Below are 24,334 nucleotides of genomic sequence, written 5' to 3' on the forward strand. Positions count from 1 at the left end.
TCGACTACTCGAAACGGGGCCGCTCGGGAACTGATTCAGGTGCCGCCACCAACGACGCGGTCGCGAGATGCCGCGACGTTGCGACGGTCGCCGTGACGATCGACTGGTAACCCGTGCAGCGGCAGAGATGGCCGACGAGAAGCTCTCTCACATCGGCGGCGGTCAGCACCCGATGTTCGGCGACCGCACGGCACACCGCCCACGACAGAGTCACAACCATCCCGGGCGAGCAGAAGCCGCACTGCACAGCTCCTTCGGCGGCGAGCGCGTCGACGAGCTCGCGAAGCGCTGCCGTCGCGACGGTGTTGACGGCCGCGTTGCGCAGAGCCCCGGAGGGGACCACGCAGGATGGCGCAGGCACCCCGTCGATCAGGACTGTGCACGCACCGCAATGGCCGGTTCCACATCCGAACGGCGGTGCGGCGGCTGCCCGCTCGAGTACGTCCCACAGGCTGGCTGTCCCGCCGTTCGGCAGCGCGATCTCGGTACCGTCGATGTTCGCCGAGGCCATCAGGCCGCTCTCGGGCCGTGCAGGTCGTGGTGCACCCGCCCGGCAAGTCCGGTGACCATCGTGAGGATCTCGTCACCGGTACCCGCCGCACGCGGGAGACCGACCAGTGCGTCACGCGCCGCCGCGACGAAGTCGACGCGATCCGACGACATGGCCGCGTCGGTCAATCGGTGTACCGGTCCCCCGGTCCGGACGACCAGTGCCGCGCTGCATCCGGGCCCGATGGCGGCGCACAGACCGACCTCGACCCGACTCATCCGGCTGCGGACCGAGACGCGCCGGTAGCTGATCCGTTCCGGTCTGCGCAACTCGATCTTCATCGCCAGCCGTCCTGGCGAAAGCCCGTGCTGCAGCACCTGTTCGACACATTGCCAATCCGGCAGAGCGCGGCCGGTCGTGGTCAGGATCCTGGCACCGGTGGCGACCAGTATGGGGCCCAGCTCACGCGGCCCGATACGCGACACCGCGTTGCCCAGCACCGTTGCGCGCCGGCGAACGGCAGGCGTGGCGAACCATGCGGCGCCCTCGTCACCGAACCAGCTTGCGAGTTCCGGGTGGTCCACCGACACCATTGCGCCGAGTCGCAGCCCGTCGGCGACGGCTTCGACATCCCATGCCTCGCCAATGGTTCCGAGGTGCACGAGCCCCTGCGGGACGGCTCCGCTCGTCGTGAGCCACGGTTGGACACCGGTACCGCCCGCGACGACCACCGCGCCCGGATCGGCCAGCTCTTCGGCCGCCTGTGACCAGCTCGTCGGATGGATCTCAGCCGTCACGCACTGTCCTCACGCCTGATGTCTCCGTGCGCCAGAGCGGAATCCGGCTCACCGGCCGCCCGGTCGCGCACCGGACGGCAGCGGCCACCGCCGCCGGCGACGAAACCAGTGGCCCTTCCCCGATTCCCTTCGCCCCCAAGGTCAGATCAGGATGGGGTACCTCGAGCGCAACGGCCACCACCTCGGGGACATCTATGGCCGTCGGGAGTAGATAATCGCCGAAGCCGGTGGTCGTCTGGATCCCGGCGACGTCGACTTTTCGCTCCTCCCATAGTGCGAACCCGATGCCCTGGACCGTGCCGCCGATCAGTTGTCCCCGCACTGAAACCGGGTCGATGACTCGCCCGCAGTCCTGCGCGCAGACGGCCTGAGCGACCTCGACCTGGCCGGTCACCGTGTCGACGTCGACCGTCACCCGGTGCGCCATCAGTTGGAATGCCTTGTGCGGCCGCGCGGAGTCGGTTGCCGGACCGTCGTAGGTGACCTCGTGCCGGAGCGTGCGGCTACCCATCTCCGAGGCGACGGTGGCTGCCGTCCAACCGCGGCCCAACAGCTCGTCGAGTTGGCGGCGCACCTCGGCCGCGGCGCGATGTGCCGCGCCCCCACTCGCCATCGTCTGCCGACTGGCCTTGCTGCCGCCCGCGGTGGGAAAGGTCGTGGGTGTCGACACGACCCTGACCGCAATGCCGGGCAGTTGCGCACCGACGATCCGCATGAGCACCTCGGTGACACCCTGTCCGACCTCGGCTGCCGATGACTCCACGTCGGCGCCTGCGGCGGACAAGGTGACCGCGACGGTGGCCGGGTCCGGTTTGCCATGGCCCAGCCCGGCGCTCTTGATCCCCAATGCCACGCCCACACCGCGGCGATGTGTCGTCCCGGGGCGGACGGCCGGTGCGGCAACCGTCAGTGCCGCGTCGAGGACGTCCCGAGGGTCGGCGCATCCGGTCAGCGGCTGGCCGGTCGTGGCGAGCGGTTCCCCTGCGCGCAAGAGGTTTTGACGCCGAAGCGCCACGGGATCGCGGCCGAGTTCGGCGGCGACCGCATCGACGGTCGATTCGATGAGGAAACAGGCCTGGGTCGCGCCGAATCCCCGCATGGCACCGGCGGGCGGATTGTTCGTGTAGACGACGCTGGTCTCGATATCCACTGCGGAAAAGCGGTAGAGGCCCGCGCTGAAGTCGTGGACGATGGCCGACACCGGCGCCGACGTCGACGCATATGCGCCACCGTCGAGCACCGTGCGGACGCACAGCGAGACGAACTCGCCGTCCGGACGGCACGTGAGCTCCACATCGGTCGTCATCGGATGGCGGCTGGGATGTGCGGCAAGCGATTCCGCCCTGGTGTAGATCATCCGCACGGGGCGGCCCGTACGCATGGCCGCCAAAACCAGATGCGCCTGCAGGGTGATGTCCTCGCGGCCGCCGAAGGCTCCTCCCACACCGCTGTTGTGCACGACGAGCCGCTCGGCTTCGATACCGAGCGCACGAGTCACCTGCGCATGATCGCCGTGGATGTCCTGCGTCGCGAGCGTGAGGTGGACAGTGCCGTCTGGTTGCGGAACCGCGACACCCGCTTCCGGCGCCAAAAACGCCGCATCCTGCCGTCCCGTCGACCAGCGACGGGCGACCGCGATTTCGCCACGGTCGTTGCCGCGCCTGGTCTGGTGCCGCGCGACCAGATTACCGTCGGGGCCTACCGCGGGAGCCGACCGGTCAAGGGCCAGTTCGGGATCCGTGACAGCGGGAAGACCGGTCAGCCGCACGGTGATCAGTTCGGCCATTCTCCGGGCCGCCGAGGCTGTCTCGGCTATGGCCAGCGCAACCGCCTCGCCGTGGTGGCGCACCTGCCCGTCGGCCAGAACCGGTTGGTCGGCCACCTTCGAGCCGAGCCGCCTGCCGGGTATGTCGGCACCGGTCAACACCTCGACCGCGCCGGGGACCCGCATGGCGGACGCGGTGTCGATGCGGTCGATCCTGGCGCTTGCGGTGGGGCTGCGGACAGTCACGGCATGCAGTTCGGCCACGGCGTGTACCTGAGTCGCGTACCGGAACCGGCCTGTCAGTTTGTCGATCGCATCGACGCGAACCGCGGTGCCGCCGATCGCTGCTGGAACGCTCCGCCGGGCCATCGGCCGCTCAGGGGTGGGCTGCACCGGCGCTGGGCAGCACGGGCTCGGCAGGCTGGTAGTCCTCACTGGTGAACTCCGCCACCGGTTTCGACTCCGCCAAGCCCGCGTCGACCAAAACTTTCTGTGTCTGTTCGATGCCGTCGACCGAGAAACTGCCGAAGCCGTGCTGCTTGGAGTAGTCACCGTTGTACGAGTCGAAATAGGCGTCCATGCTGAACTTCAGCGCACCTGGATCCACCTCGGGGCACTTCGCCACGAGCCGGTCGTAGGACTGCTGATAGTTGTCCTGCACGTACTTCGCCGATTCGGCCCACGCGGTGACGAATCCCTTCGCGGCATCCGGGTGCTCCTGTAGGAACGCGTTGTTGGCCAACATCGTGTGCCCGTAGGTCGGAACGTAATCCTGCATCGGCATGACCGTGAGGCCGGGACGCTGGTCGAGGATGGCCTTGGTGCTCGCGGTCGGATAGAACACCACGTAGGCGTCGATGTCGCCGTTGAGGAACTCGGCCTCGGTGGCGTCGTCTGAGGGCACCACCCGGACCTTGCCCGCATCGATACCCGTCGCTGTCACGAACGCATTCCAGACGGCGCCCTCGAACTGATCGGTCTGGACGGCGAGGCTGCGCCCCTCGAGATCCTTCGGCTCTTTGATGGACGGGTCAGCCAGGATCGTGACCGGGCCGACGGTCGACGCGGCTCCGATGATGGTGAGCGGCATGCCCTGGCCCGCGCCGATCACCGCAGGAGGTGCGGAGATGATGCCGAGGTCGAATTCCCGTGCGGCCACGAGCGGTACGGTGTCGCTTCCACCCTGACCGCGGTCATAGGACAGGTCGACACCGTTCTTCTCGAATATGCCTTGCTCGATGCCCTCGTTGACCACAGCCCAGTCGCCTGCGCAGGTCCATTCGAACGCCATCTTCACCGGCACTGAACCGTCCGAGGCTGAGGACGACGATGCCGCCTCGGTCGATGAGCACGCACCGAGAAGTAATGCGGCGGACGATGCGAGCACCGCGGCGCACCGGGCGCGGCCGGAGATGTGGAACATGATGACTCCTAACGGTTTCGGCCTGACGGTTTCGGTCAGGAAATTTCGGGTGTTGCGCGTCAGCGAACGACGGTCTTCCACGGCACGAGAATTCGTTCGGCCCAGACGCAGATGTTGAAGAACAGGATCCCGAGCAGGCACGAGAGCAAGGCCAGGACGAAGACGGCTGCCGTGTTGAGTTGCGCGCTGTAAACGGTTATGAGGTAACCGAGTCCGGTCTTCGATCCGATGAACTCACCGAGCAGCGTGCCGACCACGGCACCCGGCGCGGCGACCCGGAACGACGAGAACAGATACGGCAGGCAGTTGGGAATCCTGATCCGGGTCAGAATCGAGAACTCACTGGCGTTCGACAGTTTCATCATGTTGATGAGGTCTCGCTCAACGGATGTCAGGCCATGGGTCACGTCGACGATGATCGGGAAGATCGCGATCAGGCACGAGCAGATGACTATCGGTAGGCCGGTGCGGCCGAACCAGATGATCAGAAGCGGTGCGATGGCGACTGTGGGCATCACGCGAATGATGTTGAGGAACGGATAGGACAGTTCTTCGAAGATCGCGCTGCGCGCCATCAGTACGGCCAACGCGACCCCGATCACGATCGCCACACCGAAGCCGATGAGCGACATCTTCGCGGTCACCCACATACCGGACAGGAACAAGGCGGGATGGTCGAAGAAACTGTCGATGATGGCCGACGGTGCGGGCAGCACGTAAGGAGGGATCGCCAACCAGCGCACCACGATTTCCCACAGCACCAGACCTGCGGCGAGCACAAGCCACGCGCGGGTGACGCGGAAGGTAGACAACAGCCAGCCTGCGCGCTCCGCTGGCGGGATGACCGCGCTGACGCGCGGCTTGTCCGTGAACGGCACTGCCGTCATCTGTTCTCCTCCAACGAAGCCCGGATTCGGTGCTGGATTCGCGTGAATTCAGCGGAGTCCTTCAGCTCACTGCGCCGTGGCCGAGGGAAGTCGACATCGATGACATCGGCGACCCGGCCGGGATGGGCGGCCATGACCACAATCTGATCCGACAGGAACACCGCCTCGGCGATCGAATGCGTCACCAGGATGATCGAGGCGTCCGTAGTCGCCCAGATCCGCAGCAATTCGGTGTGCATCTCGTCCCTGGTGATCTCGTCGAGCGCGCCGAACGGCTCATCCATGAGCAGCACCTGCGGTTCCATCACCAATGCACGGGCCAGTGCCACCCGCTGGCGTTGCCCACCCGACAATTGTTTCGGGTAACGCCGTTCGTAGCCCTTGAGACCCACTACTTCGAGTTGTTCGCGCGGAGTCTTCGCCGGTGGCCGCGTGCGCCCGCGCGCGACCTGGATCGGCAGCCGAACGTTGGCCTCGACCGTCCGCCATGGCGCCAGCACGGCATCTTGGAAAACCATGCTCATGAGACCCGACTTGCGGGCCTCCTCAGGCGTTTTGCCGAGGATGGACAACTTGCCCTGGACCGATGCGTCGGGCAGCAGGCCGGCAATCGCGCGCAGCAACGTCGACTTGCCGCATCCCGAATGCCCGACGACGGAGACGATTTGACGCGGGCGCACCGTCAGGTCGATGCCCTCCACGGCCACGACCGCACCCTCGCCCCGGCCGTGGACGATGCAGACGTCGCGCAGGGTGACCCGGTCGGACAACAATGCAGCCCCCGTATCGGACTTCGTGTCAGACGGCATCGATCAGGCGCCTCGTCGGTTGCATCTTGTATCCACAAGAGATTTGTAGCGGCTGACTTTTACGACTGACGTCGTGTGACGTTTCCGCCGTGTTTCGCGTTGCACGAGGTGAATTCCCGCCATCACTGCTGCCGAGCCTCCGCTCCATCTCGAAGAGATTGCATCTTGGATCCCGCGATGGCGAACCGGTGCCGCAATACGGCGACCGCCGCCGCGGCGCCGACCGTCAGGGCGTCGAGGTGTGGCGCGAACCGGCTCGTGTGATTGCGCGGGACGGCACCACCGCGACTGAACAATGACGGGTCCTGACAGCCGAAATTCCACATGACCGAAGGAATTCCGAGCTGGCGGGCATACTGGCTGAAATCGTCGCTCGCCGGAAGTGGATCGTCGGGTGAGTGCACGGCCGCGGCACCGAACAGACTCGCCAAGCCGAGGCGCACCGTCGCGGTTTCGTCCGGATCGTTGTTGCACGCGGGAATCTCGGAGACAGCGTCGACTCGTGCCCGCACCTCGGATGCGGTGGCCTCGGCCGCGATGACTCTGTGCATCGCCGCCACCAGACGATCGCCCACCGCGGGTTCGTAATTACGGGTCGTCACCGTGAAGGTGACGCGATCCGGGATGACGTTGGGCGCGGTCCCGCCGTGGATGGACCCGACACTCAGCACCGCCATCCGGAACGGGTCGATCTCGCGGGACACGATCGCCTGCAGCCGCAAAATCATGGCCGCCGAGGCCACGACCGGATCCCGCGCGAGGTGCGGTCGTGACGCGTGTCCCCCATGGCCGTCGACCGTGATGCGCCACGAACGTTGATGGGAGAGAAAGAAGCCCGGACGACATATGAGCAGGCCGATCGGTCCGGTTGTCACGTGTTGTGCATAGATCGCCTCGGGCATCCCGGTGTCGCCGAAGATGCCGTCCTCGATCATGGCCGCGGCGCCGGCACCGGTCTCCTCGCCGGGCTGGAAGACCGCCACCAGGGTTCCTGACCACGTGTCGCGACGCCTGTCGAGATACCCGAGCGCGGCGACGAGCGCACTGGCGTGCACATCGTGCCCGCACGCATGCATCACCGGTGTCCGGTTGCCATCGGGCAGCGTGCCGACCGCTCGACTGGCGTATCCGAGGCCGGTGAGCTCTTGCAGTGGAAGAGCATCGATGTCGGCACGCATGGCGATGACCGGCCCCGGACCGTTGCGCAGCACCGCGACCAGGCCCGTGCCCGCGCACTCGCGTACCTCGGCCGACGTCCGGTTCAGCGCGGCGCGCAGAGCCTTCTGGGTCCGGTGCTCCTGCATGGACAGTTCGGGATGGCGATGCAGATCGCGGTAGAGGTCGACAGCTTCGGCCATCGCACCCGTCGAGAACTGCCCGCACAGCTCACGCACCCGGTCGTCGACGGCTTGCCGCGCAACGGTCATGAGCCGTCACCGCCCGGTTGGACCACCACGCCGGGTCCGACTCCGCAGTGCAGACCCGACACGGTCTCCAGGACCGACCACGCGGTGATGGCCGACGTTTTTCCGCCGGAGGCCGGGTCGACGGCGTTGTCGAAGCGGAATTCGTAGCTGCCGACCGCCGACGACCACCGCACCGTATGGCGCGTGAAAGCCGCTGCGGGGTCGGCCATCACAACGACCTCCAAGCGGTCGAGGCCCACGGTGGCAAGGGCGAGCGCGACCGACGAGTTCGAGGTGCGTGGGTATCGCAGGGCCGCGTCGCGGGCTGAGCCGCGAAAGACCTCCACGGGCTCGGCCAGGGTCGGGTCCGCGCCGAGCGCCGCGGCCCGCTTGACCGTGATGTGCTGTGCCCGGGCTTCGCCGCGGTCGGCTCTGGCCGCGGCGGCGAGAACGTCGAAACCTCCGATGGCGCCTGCCGGCAGGATGATCCGACCGGGTCCGGACAACTGCGGCAGGAAATCCGGCTCGGCCAACGCCCCGGCCGAACACACGACGATGTCTCGGCCCATCGCCACGGTCAGACCGATGACGGACTGTGCGCTTTCCACCGTGGTGGCCTCGACCACCACATCGCAGGCACGGATTGCGGCGAGCACCTGTGTCCGGTCACTACGTGAGTTGAGAGAAGTGACGAGGCTGCACCCCGGCACATCGCCACGCGCGAGCCCGGCGGCAACCAGACCACCGATCGCGCCCCTGCCGATCACCGTCACAGCCGTCATACCGCTACCGCCGCTGCGTCCCACCGGGGGTCGGCCGCAGCCGCACACCGGCCCGTCGCGGTACGCACCAGCGTGTGGCTGGACCGCGCCTCCAATCGGCCGAGTTCTCGGCCCTCGTGCTGAACATCGCCTGCCGCGTCGAGCTGCCATCTCGGTGCTACGAGTGCGTCGCCCATGGCCTGCTCGCCGTGGTCGGGAGTGCCCAACAGCTGCGCGACGAGCTGGACGTTCCACGGCACCTGCTGCCTGCCACCCGGCGTCGCCCCGAGGACCCAGCCGTCACGGTGCCGAATACCCCACGCGTGCAGTGTGGTGAGCGGCCGCCGGCCCGCGACGGGGGCGTTCGGGTGCCCCGGTTCGAACGTGAACCCACGTCCGGCCCGGTTGGACAGGATCAAGTCATAGTCGCCGACCACCAGGCCGCTGCCGTACTGGGGAAACGACAACGAATGAACGAGCACGATCGCATTGCCAGCTTCATCCACGGCAGCGACCGTCGAAGTGCCCTCGGCGGTGGCCGTTTTCGTGTCCGCCAAATCGGCCAAGCTCTGCCGCACATCGGCGGGCTCGACGTCGCTGACGGCGCGGCCGGCCATGGCACGTGTGAGCGCGGGCCCATAGGTGGGCGCATTGGTCGCCCAGAGCCGCCCCGACTGTGTCTGCACACAGTGTGCGGCCTCCTCGACCACATCAGCCGAAGCCAGGTCTGTCGCGGTCAGCGTGCCGCCGTGCCGTCGCACGCACTCGACGACCGCATCGCCGACCGGACCGGCGAAAAGACCGGCACCGCGTGCCACGAACTCCTCCAGCGCATCGGCGAGCCCGGGCAGGCGCACCATGTCGCCCATGGTGTGTGGAGCATCTCGTGGCGAGTAGACGCAGCCATCGGGTTGATATCGGTACAGGAGCGCACGCGCCTCGCACTCCAGCTTCGCGTTCATCGGAGACCACCACGCGCCGCGGCGGGCCAGTTCTACCGCCGGGGCGGCGAGCCTCTCCAGCGGTAACCGTGCGAGCTCGGCGACGCGGCTGTACCCCGCTGGCGCGCCGGGGATTCCGACCGACAGCGGACCGGTGGCCGGAACCTGCCAGCCGGCACCGTCCGCCGCCGCGTACAAACCTGCCGACGCCCCGCCGATGGCCGCGAGGGACGTGGGCGCCGAAGCACCGGCGGTCACGTACAGCGCCACCACATCACCGGCCAAGCCGCATTTCGAGGGCAGGGCAACGGTCTCGGACAGTGCGGCGGCAAGCGCTGCGTCGAATGCGTTGCCTCCCGCGAGGAGCGCCGAAACCCCCACCGCGGCTGCGGCCCTCGACCCTGCGGACACCGCGCCGAGGCTTCCCGACGCCACCGCCCGCCGGGCGAGCACATCGAGCACCGTCAGACCTCGATCTGGCTCGGCCCGTAGTGTCGCAATTCGATGACGTGGCCGTCCGGATCCTGAACGTAAACCAGGTCTGCCAGACCTCGTGCACCCCAACGCCGATAGGGGCCGTCTGCGGTCTCGAACTCGCCCGACCCCACGAGCGCATACATGTCGGTGGATTCGATCTCGATGCAGAAGTGCGAAACGTTGGTTCCCGTCGCAGCGTGCCTGCCGTCCAGATCGATGATCGCGCCGGGGCAGATCTCTACCGAAGGGAACGGCACGGTGCCGGCCCGGAATTCATCCAAACGGTGCACCAGGAAGCCGAACTTCTCGACATACCACCGGACGGACGCTTCTGGGTCACGTACGCGAAGCACGATGTGGTCGAACTGTTTGACGGTCACGGCGCCCATGCCCGTTGCGGCGATATGGGAGTAAGTGGAAGTCACGAAGTATGTTGTATCCAAAGATTGTTACCGGCCGCGGCACAGCCAATTACAGGTAAGTTTCAGCCGGGCGGGTCACCATACCGACGTGTACTGTCCTGGTAATACGGTTATTCGTATCCAATAGCCAGTGACTCGCCACGGGGGTTCGCCAGAATGTCTTCCATCGGAAGCCGACATCGGTCCCTGCGCACCGAAACGGTCGACGAACTGCGGCGGCTGATCCTCGACGGCGAGTTGGCGCCGGGTGAGCGGCTGAACGAGTTCAGTATCTCCGAACGGCTTGGGGTGTCGCGTTTTCCGGTGCGGGAGGCGTTCCGGCGACTCGAAGCGGAGGGACTGGTCGAGTCCCTGCCCCGGCGCGGTGTCCGTGTGGTCGAACTCGACCAGCACGAGCTCGAGGTGGTACGCGAGATGCGGGTCGCGCTCGAACTGATCGCCGTGCGCCACACCGTAAACCGGTTCACCGCGGACGAGCGGGCGCGGCTGCGCCGGATCCTCGATGAGGGACAGCGTGCCGCCGAGGCAGGCGACGACACGCAACTCGACGAACTCAACGAAGAGTTCCACGTCGCGCTGAGCGAGGGCAGCGGTTCGCGGTTTCTCGCCGATACGCTGCGGGCCGTGCGCAACCAGTCGCACCATCTCGTCGGTGGCAAGAGCACGGCGGTGGGCAACTCGTGGGACGAGCATGCCGCGATTCTCCGGGCGGTGCTCGACGCCGACGCCGAGCTGGCAATGATGTTGATGCGCAGGCATCTGACCAATCGCCATGCGAACCAAGGCGGTGCCCACCCCGATGGTGCGCCCTAGTCGCTGAAGTCGAAGAACCGGTGGCGCGCGGGCAGGCGGCGCTGCGGTCCGACATATCGGTGTGCGGCGACGACGAATTCGCGTTCGGCACTGCGGTGCAACGCCGTTCGCTCGAACGCACCGTCCTCGAACAGCGCAACAACGTCATCGGCGAAAGCCAGCCGCGGGCCGTAGCTCGACCACACCACGGTGCCGCCCGGCCGGCACAGCGCAGTCGCGGTGTCGATGGTGCGCTGGGCGTCAGCGAGGTCGATATTCGCGAACACCCCGCACAGCAGCACCAGATCCGCTGGGACAGCTCCGATGTAGGCGTCAGTGGTTCCGGCGTCGGCGATCACGACTTCGACGCCGCCGAGGTTCGTGCTGCCCAGTGCCGAGGTGAGAAACGATGCGTTGAGCGGATCGAGTTCGACCATGCGGGCGCGGACATCGGGGCCACGCGGGTGGTGGATCAGCACGGGCAGCAGGTCGCGAGCCTGCCCGGCGCACGCACTCACCGCCGTGAGCGAACCCGCGGGCGCTCGGTCCATCGCGGCAAACAGCAACTCCTGCACGACTTCGAGGCGATCGCTGTCGGGCGAATGCAGTTCGTCGTATTGAGCGTGCCACTGATACCAGCGTGGTGAGGTGAGCGTCACCCGGGCCCGGCCTCCAGGCTCAGCCGTTGCAGGCGGTCTTGCGCGGTTCCCTCGATCACGCACTCGAGCTGGCGTGCGTTGAGCGCCGCCATGCCGTCGATCGCCTTCCCCGCCAGATGCTCGGCCTCGAATGACGCCATCGACTCGAAATGTGCTTCCAGGACCAGATGGTGCAAGCCTCCGAACGCTGGCGACCAGATCGCATAAGGCGTGAGCCCGGCCTGAATCCGCAAGGTGTTCTTTTCTTTTTCGGCGCTCACGAAGTCGGCGAGAGTGCCGAATTTCAAGTTGCGCAGGATCTGATGACGGTAGCTCACGGCTCACTCCACTCAAGGGGTATCGATGTGCGGGACGGCGACCCAGCCTTTGTCGTACGGCGTGGTGAAGAAGTTGTGCACCCGCATGTGCGAGATGAGCCACTGGCCGTCGACGCGGCGGAAGTCGTTGTCGTACGAGCCGGCTATCCACAACGGCTGATCGCCGCGATAGGTGCACGCCTGGAAATACATGAACTGTGCGCGCGCGGTGTCTCCCGACAGTTGAACAGCGGGATTGGTGACGAAGTGGGCCGAGAACGGCATGCGCTCGACGTTGCGATCGAACTTCTTGACGAGCGCCGCCCTACCCTCGGCCGCCCACCCGGGATTTCCGTGCGGCCCGACACTCTGCCATTTGCCGTCCTCGGTGAAAAGCCGGGCGACCTTGTCCCCCTTGCTTTCTTTCGCATCCGCGGCAGCCATGTAGCTGACCATCAGCGCGCGAATGGCCTCGCGGGACTCCAGGCCGTCCAACCGTGCGAGCAACGCGGTCAGCTCAGTGGGAGAAACGGTGGTGGATTCAGACATCGACGGTGAGTGCCTTTCGGTAACGCTCGATCAGCCATTGGTTGAGTTGCGGAATGTTCGATTCCAACCAGGACAGCGGTCCACGAGGCGCGTAGCGCGAACGCAGGCCCTGCTGGAGTGCGGCGGTCGTCACGGCATCCTGATGAATGGCCAGCGCCTTGCGCTCCATGAACCGCTCGTACGCCTCGTGGAAACCGGGTTGTTCCACAGCGGATTTCGGGTACAGGTTCACCCGCCGCAGGTCCATCGACCCTGGCCCGGTCGGGTGGATCATCGCGAGCTGAACGAACGTGGGCTGAAGGATGCTGAACAGCATGGGCGGTATCGAGGCGAACATGACCCGTTTGCGCTGTTCCTCGGTGAGGCCGGGAATGATGGATGTCGTGCGCTTGCCGTCGGTGCTCGCCAGGCCCGCGTTCTCGTCCAGCAGATACGTGGGGTGCATGACTTGGCCGTCGCCTTCGCCGAACTCGTAGAACCGCGCGTTCTTCGCGGGCGCCGCCTCGTGCACGCCTCGGTGCACGTAACTGGTGTGATAGGGCTCCAACGCGTTGTCGTGATGAATCTTCCAGTTCCAAGCCTGATTCGGGAAAACCTGGGCAGGCAGCGCGATCAGGTCCTCGATCCCGAAGGTCGACAGCTCCTCGTCCATACGGGCAACGGCCGGCGCCAGCGGTGCGGCGTCGTCGTCGAAGTTGATGAAGACCAGACCGTGGAATATCTCATGTCGAATCTGAGGAAGGCGGACCGTCTCACGCAGCCGCTTGACGGGCACGGTCTCGGTCATCGACGGCGCTGCCACCAGGCAACCGTCCAGCCCGTACTGCCAATTGTGGTACGGGCACACCATTCTTCTGGTGTTGACGCACCCGCTGCCTGCACCGCGGTTCTCCCCGGCCAGCCCGCCGAACAGCGGTTGACCACGGTGCTGGCAGACCGCCGACATGACACGCACATCGCCGGAGAGATCCCGCAGCATGACGATGGGCTCGTCAATGATGGTGAGCGGCAACTGATCCCCAGGCTCGGGGATCTCGTTGACGTGACCGATGCACAGCCACTCCCGCGCGAAGATGGCTTCCTTCTCGAACTCCCAGAAGTCGTCGCTGGTGTAGACCTCGGGCGGAAGCAGCCTGGCTGTCGCCACCGGATCGGTGCACCGGTCGACGTCGTCCAAAACCCTTCTCGCCGCTTCGATTGCACGAGAACTGAGTGACCTCGGCACGGATCGCGCTCCTTCCAAAGGATGTTGGATCCAAGCTATCCGCCGGGTGTTACCACCCGATCACGTCATGTCACGGTCAGGAAAAGCCATTGACCAGTGCGAGGTTTGACGGACTCCCCGGTGCGTTGGTCCGCGGAAGACAGCACGGTACGTCTCTCCGAGGGTGGCATAGTTTCGCATCTTGTATCCAACGGCCGTCGATAAATCAGTTGTGGGTCGGTGAGCGGACCGGCAGAGTCGGCTTGTGCTCATTCGGCGTGACACTCCCGACGACAGACCAGCGGTGCGCGACGTGCACAACGCGGCATTCGCGACCGAGGCCGGGACGGAGTCGGTTGAAGCCACGCTGGTCGACCGGCTCCGCGCCGCTGGCGACAGCATCCCGGCACTGTCACTGGTCGCCGAGATCGACGACGCTGTCGCCGGCCACGTGCTCGGCAGCCGCGCCCATCTCGACGGCAGGCCGTCGTTGGCACTCGGGCCGCTCGGTGTGCTGCCAACCCACCAACGGCACGGCGTCGGCTCAGCCCTCATGCATGCCGTCCTGGCGGCGGCCGACGCGCTCGGCTTCCCCGAAGCCGTCCTCCTCGGCGACCCCGAGTACTACCGCCGGTTCGGATTCCGGCCCGCGCCGCCGCTCGGCGTCCGCCCGCCCGTCGAGGAATGGGCCGAACACTTTCAGATCCGGACCCTCACGTCGTGGACGCCCGATCGGCAGGGCACATTCCGTTATGCGCCGGCATTCGACGACATTTGAAATTCCGGGCGCTACCCCAGCGCAGGCTCTGACGAATCGATACGCCCGTTGCTGCTGATGGTCAGATTGTCCGGGCTCACCTCATAGCGCGCGCCGTCGGCCGGATTGACGGCAACGAATCCGTCGCCGGAACGCACCGCATTCGCGATCTCCAGGTTCGCGCCGTCACTGAGCCGCTCACCGCGGTAGTAGAAGCTGTTGGGCCCCGTCTGGCAGATCACCGCGAGTGACGTCGCAGTACGGATCATCACCGCGGGTGTACTGCCGGAGTCACATCGCGCCGTATGCCCGACGAAGCCCTGGGCGTCGGTACCGCTCGGCGCGTCCGTCGGTGTCGTCGTGGTCGTTGTCGTCGACTCCGCTGACGGCTCGCTCGTCGTGGCGGGTGGCGCCGACAACGGAGTCTGACGCGTCGCACCACTGTCGTCGCCGCCACTGGCCAACATCGACGCCAGTACCGCCGCCACGCCGAACAGGACGACGGTCGCGACCGCGAGCATCAACTGCGTCCGGGTGAACCGGGACTTGCGTGGCGCCGGCTCAGGAGGCCGGGCCGGTGGCGGCGGGGGCACCGGTGGATACGGCGTATAGCCCGTGTGGTCGGGATTCGGATAGACCGACGAGAACTGCCGTGTGCTGCGCGGCGGCGGCGCGGGCGGTGGAGTGGCGGCAGGCAGCGCGGGGATGGCGGGCGCGGGCCTGGTCGGAGGCTCCTCGGTGGCAGCCGCCTTGGCCGCACCCGGCGCCGCGGCCTCGCGAGCGGCTTTGGCCAGTTCACCCGCGGTCGCGAACCGCGCGGCGGCCTCTTTGGCCATCCCCACCGCGATGACGTCGTCGAATGCGCGCGGGATTCCACGGCGCATGATGCTCGGCCGTGGTGGCGGTGCGAACATGTGGGCGCTCATGAGCTGCCGGAGATCGCCGGTCTCGAACGGCGGCCTGCCGATCAGCGATTCGTACAGCAGACACGTCAGCGCGTAGATGTCGGCCGACGGGCCGACCGGTCCCCCGGAAAATCGTTCCGGCGCCATATAGGCGCTCGACCCGATCAGCACGCCGGTCATCGTGACGCTGGCCTCACCCCCGACGTGAGCGATACCGAAGTCGACGAGGTAGGCGAAGTCGTCGGCGGTCAGCAGCACGTTCTCCGGCTTGATGTCGCGATGGACCAGCCCGTCGGCGTGCGCGGCGTCCAGCGCGGCCGCCACCTGCGTGATGATCGACACGGCCCGTGCTGGTTCGAGGGGCCCGTTCGACCGCAACAGCTCCTTGACGCTGGACCCGTCGACGAGGCGCATGTCGATGAACAACACGCCGTCGATCTCCCCGAAGTCGTGGACCGGGATGACGTGCGGTTCCTGCAGCCGGGCCGCGACCCGGGACTCGCGCCGGAACCGGGCCTGGAAGCTCGGATCGGCGGCGACCTCGGGACGCAGGAGCTTCACGGCGACCGTGCGCTCTTTGACGGTGTCGTAGGCGCGGTAGACCTCACCCATTCCGCCCATGCCGATCAGCGACCTCAGCTCATAGGGCCCGAACCGGGTGCCGAGGCGTGATGCGCCGTTGGGCGGGGCCATTCCACGATCCTTTCAGCCCGCCTGGCTCGCGTGAGACCACCGTCCAAGGAGCGTCGGCAGTGACGCTTCCCGCATAGCCAGACGGACGTGGTGTCGCGACACAGTTCTCCAAGCCCCGGGCGGGGGTGGGCACGCGGTGGTCTCGGTGACGAGGATAGATGGACTTCGGCCCGGTCTTCGAAACCACCGCGGCAACCACCGCGGCAACCACCGCGGCAACCACCGCGGACCGGGTCGTCAGCCGAACGACGAATGCGGCGCGCCGATACCAGGGTCGATCTTGACCGGCCCGGCCACCGACGGGGCCACCGGGAAATCGAATATCGCGGTCGGGATGTACACCGTGGCGCACGCGTTGGGGATGTCTACGACGCCGGACAGCCTGCCTTCGATGGGTGCGGCACCGAGCAGCAGATATGCCTGCTCGGGGCTGTAGCCGAATTTCGTCAGGTAGTCGATCGCGTGCAGGCAGGCCCGCTGGTACGACAGGTGTGAGTCGAGGTAACGCTGTTCACCGTCGAGCGTGACCGAGGTCCCCGAGAACGCGAGCCATTCCGAGTATTGCGGGTCGGTGTTGCCGGGCATGAAGATCGCGTTCTCGCTCACGCCGTAGGTCTCCATGCCGCCGGGGATCACGTCGACCCGCAGGTCGATGAAACCGCCCATTTCGATCGCGCCGCAGAATGTGATCTCACCGTCGCCCTGCGAGAAGTGCAGATCGCCGACCGACAGGTTCGCCCCGTCGACGAACACCGGATAGAACACCCGGCTGCCCTTGGTGAGGTTCTTGATGTCCTGGTTGCCGCCGTTCTCACGCGGCGGCGCCGTGCGGGCGGCTTCCGCGGCGGCCTTGGTGAACGCGTCACCGGTCAGCCCGCCGAGGATCGCGTCCTGCGGCTCGGGCGGCAACGCCAGCGGCGGCACCCGGTCGGGGTCGGTCGCGATGAGCGCGGCCTCGCGGGTGTTCCAGGTCGAGAGCAGCTTCGCCGACGGCGCGGTTCCCATCAGCCCGGGATGGACGATACCGGTGAACTCGACGCCGGGGACGTGCCGCGATGTGGCGTGTTGACCGGAGAAATCCCAGATCGCCTTGTAGGCATCGGGGAACTGCTCGGTGAGGAAGCCGCCGCCGTTCTGCGTCGGGAAGATGCCGGTGTAGCCCCAGCCCTGACCGGCGAGCGGGCCGGAGTCCTCCTGCGGGATGGGGCCGACGTCGAGGATGTCGACGATCAGCAGATCACCCGGCTTGGCACCTTCGACGGCGATCGGGCCGGACAACACGTGCACGGTGGTCAGCGGCGCGTTGAGAATGTCGTCGGCGGAATCGTCGTTGACGATGGCACCGTCGAACCATTCGCGGCAATGTACGCGGAACGAGTCACCTATCTTGACCGTCACGGCCGCGGGGATGTCCGGGTGCCACCGGTTGTGGCCCAACTTCTCCTGCTCGGTGAATTTCTTGGTCGAATCCAGTGGGAAAACAACGTCTGGCATTGATACTCCTTCAGGGCCGGGGCAGCTTTTGATGAAGTGGGTTGGTGGTGACTTTCTGTCGACGCGTGGCCGGTGCCGGTGCCGCGACGACGCCGGGCCTGTCCGCCGTGGCACGGGTCGCGTCCTGCAGTGCCATCGCGCGACTGCTCCCGCGCCCAAGACTCGGGGCGGCGATCATCCTGCGGGCAGGTCCTGAACAAGTCGGACACTCGATCGCGTCGGGTCGAGAACTCATCGAGTACAGCTGCTTCGTCGTGCCGCAGCCGGACTGACATCGAAATGCGTAGAGAACCAACAGCTTTCCTCCGTTGCAGTGAGAACGCATGCAACAGTACCGATATGTGAACGTGTTGGCGCGGCAGTTCGAGAAAAAACTTCCATCTGAAACTGATTTGTTGCCGGGCGCGCGCTGTGGCGTGGGTGACCGCCGACAGCCGGCGTGCTGCGGTAGCTTCACGCAGAGCGTCTGGCAAATCAGTCGGCAGACCGGAGAAGTCCAGTGAACGATCTGAAGCCGTTTACCCCATCGATCGACTGGAGCGACGAACTACTCCACTCGCTGGTGTGGCTGGTCGAAGCGTGGACGATCGCGGCCCTGTGCACGTTCGCCGTGCTGACGATCCTTGCCAGATACACCACGTGGGGCCGGCAGTTCTGGACTGTCACCGGTGCGTATTTCACCGGCCGCCACAGCGTCAAACCGTGGCTCCTGCTGAGCGCGATGCTGCTGTCGGTCATCATCGGGGTGCGACTGTCGGTGCTCTTCAGCTACCAGAGCAACGACCTGTATTCGGCGGCGCAGATTGCCGTCCAGGGCTTCGCGACCGGCAATCAGGCCGTGAAAGACTCGGGCGTACGCGGCTTTTGGATTTCGCTGCTGATCTTCTCGGTGCTCGCGGCAATCCTGGTCACCCGGGTTCTCGTCGACCTCTTCATGACCCAGCGGTTCATGCTGGCCTGGCGGGCCTGGCTGACCGACCGACTCACGGGCGACTGGCTCGACGGTCGCGCCTACTACCGGACGCGTTTCATCGACCAGACCATCGACAATCCCGATCAACGTATCCAGTCCGACATCGACGTGTTCACAGCCCTTTCCGGCCCCCAACCCAACACGCCGCACCAGACCAGCAACGGCACATTGCCTTTCGGTGCCATCTCATCGATCGTCTCGGTCATCTCGTTTACGTCGATCTTGTGGAACCTCTCGGGCGACCTCAACGTGTTCGGCGTCGAGGTCCCGCGCGCGATGTTCTGGTCGGTGTTCGTCTACGTCGCGTTCGCCACCGTCATCGCGTTCTGGCTCGGCCGCCCGCTCATCCGGCTGTCGTTCAACAACGAGAAGTTCAACGCCGCGTTCCGCTACGCGCTCGTGCGGTTGCGTGATGCCGCCGAATCGGTGGCGCTCTACCGCGGCGAAAAAGCCGAACGCCTGCAGCTGCGTGAACGATTCGCGCCCGTGGTCGCCAACTACAAACGCTTCGTGAACCGCACCATCGTGTTCACCGGTTGGAATCTGTCGATGAACCACATCATCATCCCGCTGCCGTGGCTCCTGCAGGCGCCTCGGTTGTTCGCCGGCCAGATCCAGCTCGGTGCCGTCACGCAATCGGTGACCGCGTTCGGGGCCATCCAGGACGCGCTGTCGTTCTTCCGCAACTCCTACGACACGTTCGCCGGCTACCGCGCGTCGATCATCCGGCTGCACGGCCTCGTCACCGCAAACGCGGAAAGCCGTGATCTGCCGAAGGTTTCGGTGATCGGAAACCGCGGCAACATCATCGAACTCGACGACATCGAGGTGTGCAATCCCGCCGGGGAACCGTTGGTCAGCGACCTCAACCTGAGCCTGGCGGCCGGCAACGCGATGATCGTCACCGGCGAATCCGGCACCGGTAAGACGACGTTGCTGCGCAGCCTGGCCCAGTTGTGGCCCTATTCCTCCGGCACGATGCGTTGCCCGCAGGGCGAGAACGAGACGTTGTTCCTGTCGCAGCTGCCCTACGTCCCGCTGGGCGATCTGCGAACCGTGATTTCCTACCCCCACGAGCCGGGTGACATCCCCGATGATGCACTGCGCAAGGCACTCCTGGCGGTCGCGCTGCCGCGTTACGTCGACCGGTTGGCGGAGAGCAACGACTGGGCCAAGGTGCTCTCCCCCGGGGAGCAGCAACGCATCGCGTTCGCCCGGGTATTGCTGACCAAACCGAAGGCGGTATTCCTGGACGAGGCCACCTCAGCGCTCGACGAACCGCTCGAATTCATGATTTACGGCCTGGTGCGTCGTGAACTCCCCGACACCGTATTCGTCAGCGTCACCCACCGCACGACGGTCAACAAGCATCACGAACGACGGCTCGAATTACTCGGCGCCGGGCAATGGCGATTGGGGAGCATCGAGGACGAGGAACAGGTTCCGGTGTAGGAGAATTTCCGACGGCAGTCGACGGGTTCTTTTCCGTCGCGAGGTGGACAACTTCATGCCACATTCGTCGTGGAACCGGCCACGAACAGCCAAGTCGCACAGCGATATCTCGCTGCAACAGCGCCCCGGCGGCCGGATGCCGTATCCGTTGAATCCCTGGTTGACAAAGTGTCTCGGTGCACCCAGGATGACAATCGGTTGAGGACAGAGACGACCTCTCCAATAGCGTGAATATCGGGCGGTCTCAAAAGGAAGAACTGCGATTATGACCATGTGCACGGCATGGCCGTGCCATTTTCAATAACGGTTCGAACGCGGCAAGCCGACTAATTCTTGGACTCAGCACGCAGTAAAACGCGGGCCGAACGGATTGAGTGATTGGATGACGGTTCTTTCCGCTGTTCCGGAAGCACCCGAGCGGTGGCCGTTGATCGGCCACATCCCGTCACTGGTGCGCGATCCCCTTGAACTGTTCAAAAGCCTTCCGGCGTATGGGGATTTGGTGCGAATCAGGCTGGGGCCCGCCCAAGCCGTGGTTGTTTGCGATCCCGATCTGACATGGGAAGTGCTCAGTCACGACCGACTCTTCGACAAGGGTGGGCTCTTGATCGAACGCGCCAGGGAAGTCTTCGGCGATGGGCTGGGAACCTGCCCGCACAGGCTGCACCGAAGGCAACGCCGGTTGGTCCAGCCCGCATTTCATCATGACCGGATGCCCGGGTACGCCGCGGTCATGATGGACCAGATCAGCGAGGTCACCAGCACCTGGAAAAATGGCAGGGCGCTCGACCTGCTCGCGGAGATGACGACCATAACGTCCGCGACGACAGCCGCGACGATGTTCGCCGATACCCTCCCACCCGAGATGCGCCGGCAGGCGCTGCGCGACCTCACCGCCGTTCTCTCCGGCATTTTCGAACAGATGCTGCTGCCCGGCCCGCTCAGCAGACTGCCGACCCCGGGACAACTCCGCTACCGCAGGGCCAGCACTCGCCTCCGGCAGACCCTGGCCGAGGTCATCGCCAACCGCCGGGCTTCGCGCGCAGACCACGGAGACCTGCTGTCCGCGTTGTTGGCAGCCCGTGACGACGACAGCGGTGGTGGCCTGAGCGACAGCGAGATTCTCGACGAAGCCGTGTCTTTCTTTTTCGCTGGAACGGATACCACCGCTTCGACACTCACGTGGGCGCTTCATCTGTTGTCCCAGCATCCCGATATCCGCGACGCGTTGTATGCGGAGGTCGACGAGGTACTGGGCGGCCGGACGGCCACCCTTGCCGATGTGCCTCGCCTGGAACTGACGCATCGGATCATCACCGAGACGCTTCGCCTGTGGCCTGCCGGCTGGATGTTCACGCGTACCGTCACCGCGGACACGGAACTCGGTGGTCATGAAATACTTTCTGGCACAACGCTTGTCTATAGCGCATACCTCATCCACCATCATCCCGATCTGTACGAGGACGCCGACCGCTTCGACCCGGACCGCTGGCTGCCGCAACGGGCAGGCCGCATCCCGCGCCATGCCTACATCCCGTTCGGCGGCGGGGCGCGGAAGTGTATCGGTGAAGCCTTCGGCGTCACCGAAGCCGTACTCGCGCTGGCCACCATCGCCTCCAGGTGGCATCTGCGGCCGCTGCCCGGCCAACGGGTGCGTCCGGCCGTTGCCGCCGTCATCCGCCCGAAAGGACTCCGCATGTTCGCCGAACCCCGCAGCTCCACGCCCTGATCGATCCGCCAGAGAGGAGGACAACCGTTGGACACGCAACTGGACATCATGACGTCGTTCGGCATCTCCATGGCTGACATTTCCGACGCGTGCAACGAACGCGTCGAAGATGCACACATCCTGACCAGGCAGTGGGCGAACGACCATGGGCTACTAGGTGTTCCACACCAGCAACGCAAGTTCGACCAGCTCGGCTACACACACCTGTTGGCGTACGGCTGCACGACCGCGGCCATGGATCGCCTGGCGCTGTTCGCGCAGTGGTTCACGTACTACTTCCTTCTCGACGATCAGCAGGACTTGGCCGTCCTCACCGGCCGCACCCACGAGTTCGGCGAGTTGCAGGACGATCTTCGCCGCATCTTGCACACGCACGGCGAGGACGCCGCCGCTCATCGAAGCGGTCTGCGCGCGGCCGTGGCCGAGCTGTGCCGCCGCACCCGGCCACTCGTGTCGAGCGATTGGTGGGACAGGTACGTCCACCACGCCGAACAGGTATTCGCCGCGCAGCGCCGGGAGAACGTCTACCGGCTCAGCGGTATCGTCCCGGCGCCGGAGGAATTCAAGCGAGTTCGGCGCGATGCCGGCGCCGCTGACATGGTCTTCGACATCATCGAAGCCTGTGAGGGTTTGGAGATTCCCGCACCGATCCGCGCCAGCGCCGCCTGCAGCCGGTACGCCGATGATCTCAACGACTTCACCACCTGGTCCAACGACGTGATGGGAGTGGACCACGACGCGGGCAACGCCGACCCGAACAACTTCGTACTGGTACGCCAACACGTCGACAACCTCACTCGCGACGAGGCGATCCGGGCGGTCACCGCCGAGATCGCGGATCTGGTCGGGGGTTTGGCTGCGCGCATGGACGACGTTCGCGCGGCAGGCAGGGCCTTGCCTGCCGAACAGCAGGCCCGGGCCGCCAAGGCACTGAACGCATGGCACGACTGGGCGATGAATGTCCCTGTCCACTATCTGAAAGCCAACGGTCGCCTGTCTCAGATGGACCGTGCAAAGCCTCGGCAGCCGGCCGGCTTCACCGAGGATCTTCTCTGAACACCTACCGCACAGGAGGATTGATCGATTATGAGCAACGCGTACGTCAGCTCCGTCTTCGAGGTACCGGTATCGACGGTGTGGTCGGTTTTGGGTGACTTCCATGGGTTGGCGTCCTGGGTGGAGATCATCGCAACGTCGACACCCGAAGGTGGTGAGGGTGTCGGATCGACGCGGCGCTTGTCTCTCGTCGACGGTCGTGTCGTGGGCGAGCGACTGGTCGCTTATGACGGTCCCGGGCGCAGCTATTCCTACGAGTTCAGCGATGCCGAGGCTCCGCCGTTTCCGGTTCGGTCCTATCGCGGCACTGTCCACATATTGCCGGTGACGGAGTCGGATCGGACCTTCATCGAGTGGTACGGAGCGTTCGACTGCGATGCGGATCAGGAAGACGATCTCCGCGCGACCTTTACCGGCATCTACACCGAGTTGATCGCCAACCTTCGTGACCATCTGGCGTCCCGTTCCGAACTCGTGCTGACGAGTTCCTGAGCGACGGCGTCGTGCGCCATCCTGGTTCGCCCGGCACAGAAGCGGTCTGGGTACCAGGATGGCTGTCATGGACCACATCACCTTCACCCCGACCGTTGATCAGCTGAACTACACCTTCGGGGGTGCCGAGCCCGTCATGCGCATCAAGCCGGGCACGGTGTTGACGTTGTGGACCGAAGACGCCTATGGCGGGCGGATCACGAGCCGCGACAGCGTCGCGACCGTGGCACTCGACACCGAGGATCTCAATCCGCAGACCGGTCCGTTCTGGATCGAAGGCGCCGAACCGGGTGACACCTTGGCGGTGCACCTGGTCGATCTCACGCCGGCCCGCACCTGGGGCGCGTCGACGCTGATCCCGTTCTTCGGTGGCCTGACCAGCATTCCGGCCAGCCCGACGCTGCAGGAGGCGCTGCCGGAGCGGACGTGGATCTACGAATACGATTCGGCCGCACACACTCTGGGGTTCGCGGCGCACGGCAGCGATTTCGAGCTGGCCCTGCCCGCCAACCCGATGCTGGGCACGGTCGGTGTCGCGCCCGCGCGCCGCGAGGTGCGCAGCTCCCTGGTTCCCGACGCGTTCGGCGGCAACATGGACACACCCGAGATGACCGCGGGCGCCACGTGTTATCTGCGGGTCAATGTCGAAGGGGCGCTGTTCTCGCTCGGCGACGGACACTACCGGCAGGGCGAAGGCGAATCGTGCGGCACCGCGGTCGAGGGCGCGATGAACGTCACCGCGATCGTCGAACTCGTCAAAGGCGGCGGTCCGGGTTGGCCGCGGCTGGAGACCGACACGCATCTCATGGCCATCGGCTCGGGCCGCCCGCTGGAGGAAGCGTGGCGTGCCGGTCAGGTCGAGATGATCAACTGGCTGGGTGAGCTGTACGGGCTGGACCGTCTCGATGCCTACCAGTTGCTGACCCAGATCTCGCAGGTGCCGATCGCCAACGTCGTCGACGTCAACTACAGCGCCGTCACCAAAATCGACAAACGGCTGTTGCCCGCCGCTGCCGCATACGGCGGCGTTCACCGCGAATTGCGAAGTGCCGCGCAAGCACTGGGCACCATTTCCTACTGATTCTGCTATTACGTCGAAGGGACG

Annotated in this window: 24 protein-coding genes; 8 read left to right on the forward strand and 16 right to left on the reverse strand. The window is 65.8% G+C overall.

The annotated features are described in order from the left end of the window. Positions 1-4: 4 nt before the first annotated feature. The 10 genes from ACRCUN_RS14760 to ACRCUN_RS14805 all read right to left on the reverse strand — a co-directional run bounded on the left by ACRCUN_RS14760 (position 5) and on the right by ACRCUN_RS14805 (position 10,181). Positions 5-511: a 2Fe-2S iron-sulfur cluster-binding protein gene (locus ACRCUN_RS14760; RefSeq protein ID WP_462142393.1), complete on the reverse strand. Its 507-nt coding sequence runs from the start codon at positions 509-511 to the stop codon at positions 5-7. Next, the gene (locus ACRCUN_RS14765; protein WP_462142394.1) at positions 511-1,287 is read right to left on the reverse strand and encodes an FAD binding domain-containing protein; all 777 of its coding nucleotides are present in this window, start codon (positions 1,285-1,287) and stop codon (positions 511-513) included. Before ACRCUN_RS14765 ends, ACRCUN_RS14760 begins: the two co-directional genes overlap by 1 nt. Then, positions 1,277-3,421, reverse strand: a complete 2,145-nt coding sequence (locus ACRCUN_RS14770; protein WP_462142395.1) for a xanthine dehydrogenase family protein molybdopterin-binding subunit — start codon at positions 3,419-3,421, stop codon at positions 1,277-1,279. Before ACRCUN_RS14770 ends, ACRCUN_RS14765 begins: the two co-directional genes overlap by 11 nt. Positions 3,422-3,428: 7 nt before the next feature. Beyond that, positions 3,429-4,475: an ABC transporter substrate-binding protein gene (locus ACRCUN_RS14775; RefSeq protein WP_462142396.1), complete on the reverse strand. Its 1,047-nt coding sequence runs from the start codon at positions 4,473-4,475 to the stop codon at positions 3,429-3,431. 59 nt (positions 4,476-4,534) lie between these two features. Continuing rightward, positions 4,535-5,362: an ABC transporter permease gene (locus tag ACRCUN_RS14780; protein ID WP_462142397.1), complete on the reverse strand. Its 828-nt coding sequence runs from the start codon at positions 5,360-5,362 to the stop codon at positions 4,535-4,537. Beyond that, entirely contained in the window at positions 5,359-6,171 is an 813-nt protein-coding gene (locus ACRCUN_RS14785; protein WP_462142398.1) for an ABC transporter ATP-binding protein, read from the reverse strand. Before ACRCUN_RS14785 ends, ACRCUN_RS14780 begins: the two co-directional genes overlap by 4 nt. 122 nt (positions 6,172-6,293) lie before the next feature. Further along, positions 6,294-7,598: an amidohydrolase gene (locus ACRCUN_RS14790; protein WP_462142399.1), complete on the reverse strand. Its 1,305-nt coding sequence runs from the start codon at positions 7,596-7,598 to the stop codon at positions 6,294-6,296. After that, the gene (locus tag ACRCUN_RS14795; protein WP_462142400.1) at positions 7,595-8,359 is read right to left on the reverse strand and encodes an aspartate dehydrogenase domain-containing protein; all 765 of its coding nucleotides are present in this window, start codon (positions 8,357-8,359) and stop codon (positions 7,595-7,597) included. Before ACRCUN_RS14795 ends, ACRCUN_RS14790 begins: the two co-directional genes overlap by 4 nt. After that, positions 8,356-9,741: a gamma-glutamyltransferase gene (locus ACRCUN_RS14800; RefSeq protein ID WP_462142401.1), complete on the reverse strand. Its 1,386-nt coding sequence runs from the start codon at positions 9,739-9,741 to the stop codon at positions 8,356-8,358. Before ACRCUN_RS14800 ends, ACRCUN_RS14795 begins: the two co-directional genes overlap by 4 nt. 2 nt (positions 9,742-9,743) lie before the next feature. Then, positions 9,744-10,181: a VOC family protein gene (locus ACRCUN_RS14805; protein WP_462142402.1), complete on the reverse strand. Its 438-nt coding sequence runs from the start codon at positions 10,179-10,181 to the stop codon at positions 9,744-9,746. 153 nt (positions 10,182-10,334) lie between these two features. Between ACRCUN_RS14805 and ACRCUN_RS14810 the strand changes: the two genes are divergently transcribed. Then, the gene (locus ACRCUN_RS14810; protein ID WP_462142403.1) at positions 10,335-10,991 is read left to right on the forward strand and encodes a GntR family transcriptional regulator; all 657 of its coding nucleotides are present in this window, start codon (positions 10,335-10,337) and stop codon (positions 10,989-10,991) included. Here the strand turns inward: ACRCUN_RS14810 and ACRCUN_RS14815 are convergent. From ACRCUN_RS14815 to ACRCUN_RS14830, 4 genes are read right to left on the reverse strand one after another with little or no spacing between them, the layout of a single operon-like run. Next, positions 10,988-11,629: an SAM-dependent methyltransferase gene (locus ACRCUN_RS14815; protein ID WP_462142404.1), complete on the reverse strand. Its 642-nt coding sequence runs from the start codon at positions 11,627-11,629 to the stop codon at positions 10,988-10,990. The two genes, ACRCUN_RS14810 and ACRCUN_RS14815, sit on opposite strands and share 4 nt — an antisense overlap. Continuing rightward, entirely contained in the window at positions 11,626-11,946 is a 321-nt protein-coding gene (locus tag ACRCUN_RS14820; RefSeq protein WP_462142405.1) for a hypothetical protein, read from the reverse strand. The genes ACRCUN_RS14815 and ACRCUN_RS14820 overlap by 4 nt, the downstream gene beginning before the upstream one ends. Before the next feature lie 12 nt (positions 11,947-11,958). Further along, positions 11,959-12,474, reverse strand: a complete 516-nt coding sequence (locus tag ACRCUN_RS14825; RefSeq protein ID WP_462142406.1) for a nuclear transport factor 2 family protein — start codon at positions 12,472-12,474, stop codon at positions 11,959-11,961. Further along, positions 12,467-13,699 (reverse strand): aromatic ring-hydroxylating oxygenase subunit alpha, encoded by a 1,233-nt coding sequence (locus ACRCUN_RS14830; protein ID WP_462142407.1) that lies wholly within the window; start codon positions 13,697-13,699, stop codon positions 12,467-12,469. Before ACRCUN_RS14830 ends, ACRCUN_RS14825 begins: the two co-directional genes overlap by 8 nt. Before the next feature lie 244 nt (positions 13,700-13,943). Here ACRCUN_RS14830 and ACRCUN_RS14835 point away from each other — a divergent pair, with 244 nt between their 5' ends. Further along, positions 13,944-14,456, forward strand: coding sequence for a GNAT family N-acetyltransferase (locus ACRCUN_RS14835; protein WP_462142408.1), 513 nt, complete (start codon positions 13,944-13,946; stop codon positions 14,454-14,456). A gap of 11 nt (positions 14,457-14,467) precedes the next feature. On the opposite strand, the gene ACRCUN_RS14840 is transcribed toward ACRCUN_RS14835, so the two are convergent. Both ACRCUN_RS14840 and fmdA read right to left on the reverse strand, forming a co-directional pair. After that, complete coding sequence (locus ACRCUN_RS14840; RefSeq protein WP_462142409.1) at positions 14,468-16,033, reverse strand: serine/threonine-protein kinase; 1,566 nt, start codon at positions 16,031-16,033, stop codon at positions 14,468-14,470. 237 nt (positions 16,034-16,270) lie between these two features. Then, complete coding sequence (gene fmdA / locus ACRCUN_RS14845; RefSeq protein ID WP_462142410.1) at positions 16,271-17,527, reverse strand: formamidase; 1,257 nt, start codon at positions 17,525-17,527, stop codon at positions 16,271-16,273. A 65-nt stretch (positions 17,528-17,592) separates the two neighbouring features. Between fmdA and ACRCUN_RS14850 the strand changes: the two genes are divergently transcribed. The 6 genes from ACRCUN_RS14850 (at position 17,593) to ACRCUN_RS14875 (ending at position 24,310) form a co-directional block, all read left to right on the forward strand. Further along, the gene (locus ACRCUN_RS14850; RefSeq protein ID WP_462142411.1) at positions 17,593-17,799 is read left to right on the forward strand and encodes a hypothetical protein; all 207 of its coding nucleotides are present in this window, start codon (positions 17,593-17,595) and stop codon (positions 17,797-17,799) included. A gap of 227 nt (positions 17,800-18,026) precedes the next feature. Continuing rightward, the gene (locus ACRCUN_RS14855; RefSeq protein ID WP_462142412.1) at positions 18,027-19,952 is read left to right on the forward strand and encodes an ABC transporter ATP-binding protein/permease; all 1,926 of its coding nucleotides are present in this window, start codon (positions 18,027-18,029) and stop codon (positions 19,950-19,952) included. A gap of 382 nt (positions 19,953-20,334) precedes the next feature. Beyond that, the gene (locus ACRCUN_RS14860; RefSeq protein ID WP_462142413.1) at positions 20,335-21,681 is read left to right on the forward strand and encodes a cytochrome P450; all 1,347 of its coding nucleotides are present in this window, start codon (positions 20,335-20,337) and stop codon (positions 21,679-21,681) included. Positions 21,682-21,708: 27 nt separating this feature from the next. Continuing rightward, positions 21,709-22,737 (forward strand): terpene synthase family protein, encoded by a 1,029-nt coding sequence (locus ACRCUN_RS14865; protein WP_462142414.1) that lies wholly within the window; start codon positions 21,709-21,711, stop codon positions 22,735-22,737. A 30-nt stretch (positions 22,738-22,767) separates the two neighbouring features. Then, positions 22,768-23,229, forward strand: coding sequence for an SRPBCC family protein (locus tag ACRCUN_RS14870; protein ID WP_462142415.1), 462 nt, complete (start codon positions 22,768-22,770; stop codon positions 23,227-23,229). A gap of 67 nt (positions 23,230-23,296) precedes the next feature. Next, positions 23,297-24,310, forward strand: a complete 1,014-nt coding sequence (locus ACRCUN_RS14875) for an acetamidase/formamidase family protein (RefSeq protein ID WP_462142416.1) — start codon at positions 23,297-23,299, stop codon at positions 24,308-24,310. The last annotated feature ends 24 nt before the right edge of the window (positions 24,311-24,334 follow it).

It is taken from the genome of Mycobacterium venezuelense, from assembly GCF_054919535.1.